Consider the following 488-nt stretch of genomic DNA (forward strand, 5'->3'; position numbering starts at 1 on the left):
TGGAGCGTGAAGTTAGCGAACGCCTGAAAGAACTGGCTTCGCAAACAGGTTCAACCTTGTATATGGTGCTGCTGGCGGCGTACACTACGCTCTTGCATAAATACACAGGCCAAGAAGATATCGTAGTCGGCACGCCGATTGCTGGAAGACCGCATGCGGAACTGGAGAGTCTGGTAGGTGTCTTCATCAACACGCTGGCAATCCGCAATTATCCGTCTAGCGACCAATCGTTCCTGGATTATCTGCAAGAGGTGAAGGAGCATGCGCTCAGTGCTTATGAGCATCAGGACTATCCTTTTGAAGAGTTGGTTGAGAAGCTGAATTTGACGCGGGATACGAGCCGAAATGCGCTGTTTGACACGATGTTTGAGTTGAAAACATTGGAGCAGCAGGAGTTCCAGCTGGAAGGTCTGACCTTACATTCGTATCCGCTGGAAAATCATACGGCCAAATTTGATCTGAGCTTGGATGCAATAGAGCAGCCAGAA

General features: G+C 49.4%; 1 protein-coding gene. It reads left to right on the forward strand.

What is annotated here, in order from left to right; genetic code table 11:
* The coding region (locus WA407_RS26305) for a condensation domain-containing protein (RefSeq protein ID WP_336078735.1) at positions 1-488 on the forward strand (488 nt) is incomplete at both ends.

This window comes from Paenibacillus sp. 203, from assembly GCF_037027525.1.
GTDB lineage: Bacteria > Bacillota > Bacilli > Paenibacillales > Paenibacillaceae > Paenibacillus > Paenibacillus polymyxa_B.